This window comes from Vibrio sp. 10N.222.49.C9, assembly GCF_041474985.1.
In the GTDB taxonomy this organism is placed as follows: Bacteria; Pseudomonadota; Gammaproteobacteria; order Enterobacterales; family Vibrionaceae; genus Vibrio; species Vibrio crassostreae_C.
The window spans coordinates 1-6,152 of record NZ_JBFRVD010000097.1 but is presented as its reverse complement, the minus strand read 5'-3'; the positions used below and the strand labels follow the sequence as shown (position 1 = coordinate 6,152).

Sequence of the window (6,152 nt, the reverse complement as noted above, 5' to 3'; positions counted from 1 at the left end):
GGAAAGCCGCGATGAACCTTAAATTTGAGGGTGTAGAAAATGAAAAGATACCCACCTAAGTCTATCGTTGCATTCTTGTTTTTGACTATATCAGCGCTGGTTTTAGTTGCGGCTGTCGTGCTTCAAATTCGCGGTGAACAAGCGTGCGATAAAACAACGCTGATAATTAGATTAAGAGCCATGCTATTGAAACATCGCTCTTTTTTAGATTTGGATACGCGCTTTCTTGTTTAATCGCGAGTTTGTTCGGCATTCAAATGCCGAATCAACTTGGCTGGAGTGCCGCCGTACAGGCAATCTGGTGGTACATCACTGTTAACCACTGAGTTCGCTGCGATAACAGAGCGAGCGCCAATCGTAACGCCTTGGTTGATGACTGAGTTTCCACCAATCCACACATCGTCTTCGACTGTGATAGGTAGGCAGAAAGTTTCCCACTTACGGCGGCTGAGATAATCCAGTGAGTGGGAGGCTGTGTAAAACTGGGCACTTGGCCCTATCAATACATTGTTACCAATCTTGATATTCGCGCCATCAAGCATCACCACGTTCATGTTGATAAAGGTGTCGTCACCGATCTCGATGGTTTTGCCAAACTCGCAATGAAAAGGAGGACGGACAACGCTGCTTCCTACTTTACCAAACAGATTAGCCTGAAGACTTGGTAGTTGAGTATCGTCTGAACATTGATTCAAGTCTGATAGCGCCTTGCTGGCGTGAGTGCGCATGTGGTCTACCTCATGGTCTGCGCCATCAAAAATCTCGCCGGACAGCATTTTCTCGAGTTCTGTTTTCATTGTTTGCATCCCATTCGTCAACATCGATATTAGAATACGGATAATTGGACATAAAAAAAGAGAAAAGCCTAAGCCTTTCTCTTCCTGTTTTTCTACTTAGCAATCAAGATTGCTCAAATTAGATTTGCTCAACGAAACCCATTAGGTGCTGTTTCACTTCGTCTGAAGCAAAAGCGCTCTCTACAGAGTACTTGTAGATCTCTGCGTAGTCTTCTTGTGTTAGACCGAACGTTTCACATACACGCTTCACTTCGTTAGTCATGGTTGTGTTCGACACAGTGCGGTTGTCTGTGTTGATCGTTACAACGATGCCGTCTTTCTTGAATTCAGCAATTGGGTGGTCGCTGAATTTGTGAATACATTTAGTTTGCACGTTACTTGTTGGGCAAGTTTCAAGCGCAACCTGCTTCTCTTTAACGATGTTGTACGCGTCTTCGTTACCTTGGATGTGAACACCGTGGCCGATACGTTCAGCATCTAGCAGAGTAACTGCATCGTAAACGTTCTGACCATGCCATTGCTCACCTGCGTGAACCGTCACACGGTAGCCTTGTTCAATAGCGTATTGCGTGTACTCAGGGAATTCAGCGCAGAAGCCCGGCTTTTCACCGCCTGCAATATCAAACGCAACCACGCCTTTACCAAGGTATGGTTTACCAGCGTCGATTACATCTTTGATTGAGTCTTTCGGGAACATACGAAGTACAGACATGATGTAGTTGCCCTTAATGTCGTATTTCTCTTCTGCACGCTTCATGCCTTTAACCGCACTTGCGATGATTGCATCAAGAGACAAGCCCTTGTTTACGTGAAGAATCGGTGCAAAACGAACTTCTAGGTATTTAACGTTCTCTAGTGCTGCGTCTTCGTAAAGCTCAAAAGAGATACGCTCAATCGCTTCTTCCGTTTGCATCACTTGCAGTGGCAGGCTAAAGCAAGCTAGGTACTCATCAAGGTTTTTGCAATCTTCAGGCACTGTTAGAGACTTTACTACCGCTTCACGGTCTTCTGGAAGTTCGATTCCGTACTGTTTCGCCAGATCAATAATGGTGTCTGGACGAACGCTTCCGTCTAGGTGGCAGTGCAGATCAATCTTAGGGAGTGCTAGAACGTTCATGAGTATTCCTTAGGTCTATTATTTTTTGAGTTATTAACTCATAGGTTACATGGGCTTAAATTAACAAGTTTGTGATATGATTTAAAGTGACATAAAGTCATCATTAATCTGAATCTAAGGAATATCATGGTAGATGTTAAAAGCTTACTCAAATGTGATATGAATTTACTGCTGTGTTTACACGTGTTGCTTGAAGAGCGCAGCGTGAGCAAAACGGCAGAGCGATTGTTCCTTAGTCAGTCTGCGGTGAGTAAACAACTCACTAAGCTGCGTTCTTTGTTTGACGACCCTTTGTTTGAACGTGAGTCAAAAGGCCTGTTTCCAACACCGAAAGCCACCTCTTTAGCGCCTAAAATTCATCAAATCCTTCTGCAAGTTGAACAGCTAACCGTGCCGGACATTTTTGAGCCGAAAGACAGCGAACGTACTTTTAATATCGATCTTGTTGAAACCGCTTATACCGCGATTTACCCTAAATTTATGCCTAACGCGCTAGCAGATGCGCCGAACATTACGGTAAACAGCACTACTTGGAGCAGCGAAACCTTTAAGCGCTTACTAAAGCGTGAGGTCGATTTCGGGATTGGAATTTTTGAGCTCGATGAAAGGGCTAGCACCCACATTCAAAATATCCCTGCCGAGCTAAACCACGTCGAGTTGCTGCAAGATTACTCTGTGTGTTTGATGCGAAATGATCACCCAGTACTTCAAGAAGAGTGGAATCTGCAAGCCTTCCTTAAATACCGTCATATTCAGTTGGTGACCGGTGGCGTTGGCGACTGGTTGCTACTGGAAATCTTGCAAGCCAAACAGCTTCAAATTAACAAAGCCGCCAACGTGTCGGACATCACCAGCGCAGTAAAGCTGTGCAAACAAAGCGATTTGCTGATGTGTTATCCGTACAACTCGGTTCGTGACTATATTGAGAGTGGCGAACTGGTGATGAAGCCGATTCCTATTGAGTTGGTTCCCGGTGGGTTGTTTTTGCTTTGGCACCGTTACTTTGATTCTGAACCAAGCCACAAATGGCTTCGCGACCTCATAGTCAATAAGACCCAAGAACCTCAGCTGTAAACCGCGAGCTACGATGATCAAAACGGCGAAATAAGTTTTTTTAAATTTATTTCGTCTTTTTAGAATGAGCATTGTCTTATTACGGGTGCCAAATGCCCGCCAAGAATGAGATATCTAAATGAATCCAATGCCATCGATTCGTTGGTGTTGATTGATTAGTGCTTAATCCTGATGACAGACAGACAGACAGACAGACAGACAGACAGAAGTAAGGCCAACGTGTATACGCTGGCCTTTTTTATGGTTCTTCGCAGATTAGCGCCAAGTTGGATAAGCGACTCGGCTTGTTGTTACGTTATGCTGGAACCTTAAAACAAGAATCTTGATTGCTGTATTTTGGTACGAAGCACAATTTGTCTGCCGACATTTTTAAGCCGTTTTGCATCTGGATATGTGTTACCGCCCAAATCACGCAGCCATGAGGCAAATTGAATAGCGAGCGAGTTTGAGTGAACAACACGCCGTCATCATAGGCTGGTGTAATGTTCGTCGCTTTGCCTTGCCACGCCTTATGAGTGGTTTGCACATCAATATTTGGAACAATCAATGAGAGCATTTCTGGCTCAACGTCTTTTACGACTTTCAAGCAGATACGACACCTATCGTAGTATTGTTCTATCCAGATTTTATGTGGAATAGCGTGATCATCCCAACCCAGTTGTAAGATATGTTCCATGACTTTGTCCTTGGTATCTAAGAAGGAAAGGCAGTGCTCAACACTGCCTGAATTAGCTCAAATATTATTCGTAACTTAAACCATGTCCGAACGGGTAAAGGGTGTCGGCTTGATCATACCCAGGGTAGTCTGAGTCTTGGTTTTGAATGGCTTGGGCACTGTTCGCTAAAGCAAATGGCAGTTTTCCTTGAGGAGCAAAGTTGCCTGAAAGTACTTCCATTAGGTTGCTGTCCGAGACACCAAATGTGGCGATCACGGCACCGGCTTGCTTAAGATTACTTTGATCGTCTAGCACGAAGGGTTGTCTAAAGTTGATGGACAATACCGTTTTGTCAGCGCCCACTTCGTTCATAACGGCTTTAATGTCGCTTAGGCTTGGTTCAATATGCCAAGATGCAGCTGTAGCCATTTCACTGAACGCAAGAATATCGAGTTCATCTGGGTTCGCGCCACCAAAGATAAGATCAGGATCTGAGCCTTCGTTAGATACGCGAACACGAATAACCGCATAGTCCGTATCGGCTGGTACTGGTGGACGCGTTTCTCCCGCTTCGTAATCTCCGGAAGTCACGGTAAAGTTGTACTTGTCGTCTCCTGCAATGTTTTCGTCCATTCCCATGACATACAGAGCAACAGGATTTTGTGCGGTTGATTCAGCTAGAGGTAAAGTCTTATTGGTATTTTGAAGTAAGACGACAGACTTTTTCTGTGCGTAATCAGCGCGTTCTTGGTACTTCTCATTGCCTAAAATCTCTTGGGCTTTTTTCTCGTCAACGTAAGTGTTTTCGAAAAGGCCAAGCTTGAATTGTTCTTCAAGTAAGCGTGTGACTGATAGGTCGACACGTTCTTCGGTGATCAGATCCTTTTCGACCAGTTTCACGATGACTTCTTTATCATGAAAACCTGAAAGAACATCGACTCCAGCTTCGACCGACATTGCAACTTGCTCATCAATCGTTTTGTGTTCCACACCCCATGCTCGATCGCCAATAATGCCGGTATCTGAGTTCACGTTACCTGTGTAGCCCAATTCGTCTCTGAGAAGGTCGGTAACAATGCCTTTTGAGAAGGACATACCAACATCGTTTGGCATCCACTTTTGATCTACAGGGATGCCGTAGTAAGGCATGATTGAAGAAGCGCCAGCCTCAATCGCAGCAATAAACGGTTTTAGGTGGTAATCAAAATTGTTCTTTGGATAGACTTGGTTTTTACCGAAGTCATAATGTGGGTCACCACCGTTTTCTTGTGGACCGCCACCAGGGAAGTGTTTGATGGTTAGCGCGATACTGTCTTCGTTGACCTCACCGCCATCCTGCAACCCTTTGATAAGTGAGCGCATAATGTCAGACGCTAAATCTGCATCTTCGGTAAAGGTTTCGTGTACTCGGTACCAACGAGGTTCTGTCGCCAAATCCATCATGTATCCGTACATACTGCGTAGGCCAATTGAAGACCATTCTTCATTCATGATACCTGCAAATTCAGTGATTAAATCCATGTCGCGAGTGGCTGCTAAACCTGCCTCTTTAGGCCAAGCAGAAAAGGCACCTGAAGAAACGTTGATCCCTGCTTTAGCTGATGGATCTATGTGGTTACGAGCATTGGATTTGAATAGAGCGGGGATACCCATTCGCGTCTGTTCACGCAGTTCTTGAACACTATTCATGAACTGGGCAGCTTCTGTTGGGGTTATCTGACAACCTGAACGGCCTGAATCGCAATCAGGCGCATTGGTAGGTGTTTCAACTACGCTGTTACGGAAGATAAAGCGCGTCATTTGGGCATCGCCAATCATGTCTTGTCCTTTACTACTAACGAGCCCACCTTTGGACGAGTTTAAGGTGTCAATGAGCATCATGCCGGCTTTCTCATCTAGCGTCATGCGGCTAACCAAGTCTGCTGCTCGCTCTTCTGGAGATAATCGCCAGTCTTCAAAAGGCTCCAGTGTTCCATTACCGTTAGAATCTCGGAATTGGTAGCCCTCAACGTTCAATACATCATGAACACGAGAGTGAACTTGGGGTTGCTGGAAGTTATTGTCGCTATCAGATGAGTTACATCCTGCAAGAAGCAACGCGATTGCTATAGGTGTCAGGGTAAGACGCTTCATGGTCACGATCCTATTGTTAGTATAATAATAAGTACATGACCAATTTTAATAATTAATGGACTATTGGTTAACCAAAATAGGTCAAACTAAAGGTTTGGATCACCATATAAATTTAATTGGTGATTTAATTCAATTTAGTATTGGAAATATATTGACGAAGTTTAAATAACGTAAACTTAACTAGATTTAATTTTTTGATGTCCAATTAATCCCCCATTTAATTAGTGATGTATTACTTCCATATTTTAAATTTAGAATAAAAAATATATTGCCTATTTTATAGTTAACAATCTGCGTTGATGTAAACGATAGATAGTGACCATGTTGGTGACAATAAAGGTGATTTCGACAAAGGACCGGCGTTGTTGATCAAAT

Annotated in this window: 5 protein-coding genes; 1 reads left to right on the top strand and 4 read right to left on the bottom strand. The window is 43.9% G+C overall.

Features of this window, described 5'->3' with window-relative positions; translation table 11 throughout:
• Window positions 1–230 precede the first annotated feature (230 nt).
• Window positions 231–797 carry a sugar O-acetyltransferase gene (locus AB4585_RS21920; protein WP_102321248.1) on the bottom strand — a complete coding sequence of 189 codons (567 nt, stop codon included), beginning with the start codon at window positions 795–797 and terminating at the stop codon, window positions 231–233.
• A gap of 118 nt (window positions 798–915) precedes the next feature.
• Window positions 916–1,914, bottom strand: coding sequence for an adenosine deaminase (add, locus tag AB4585_RS21915; protein WP_372170922.1), 999 nt, complete (start codon window positions 1,912–1,914; stop codon window positions 916–918).
• Between the two features lie 126 nt (window positions 1,915–2,040).
• Here add and AB4585_RS21910 point away from each other — a divergent pair, with 126 nt between their 5' ends.
• Window positions 2,041–2,988: a LysR family transcriptional regulator gene (locus AB4585_RS21910; RefSeq protein ID WP_017061092.1), complete on the top strand. Its 948-nt coding sequence runs from the start codon at window positions 2,041–2,043 to the stop codon at window positions 2,986–2,988.
• A 295-nt stretch (window positions 2,989–3,283) separates the two neighbouring features.
• Here AB4585_RS21910 and AB4585_RS21905 read toward each other — a convergent pair whose 3' ends face one another.
• Both AB4585_RS21905 and AB4585_RS21900 read right to left on the bottom strand, forming a co-directional pair.
• The gene (locus tag AB4585_RS21905) at window positions 3,284–3,664 is read right to left on the bottom strand and encodes a hypothetical protein (RefSeq protein ID WP_372170920.1); all 381 of its coding nucleotides are present in this window, start codon (window positions 3,662–3,664) and stop codon (window positions 3,284–3,286) included.
• Between the two features lie 64 nt (window positions 3,665–3,728).
• The gene (locus AB4585_RS21900) at window positions 3,729–5,777 is read right to left on the bottom strand and encodes a glycoside hydrolase family 3 N-terminal domain-containing protein (RefSeq protein ID WP_372170919.1); all 2,049 of its coding nucleotides are present in this window, start codon (window positions 5,775–5,777) and stop codon (window positions 3,729–3,731) included.
• Between the last annotated feature and the right edge of the window lie 375 nt (window positions 5,778–6,152).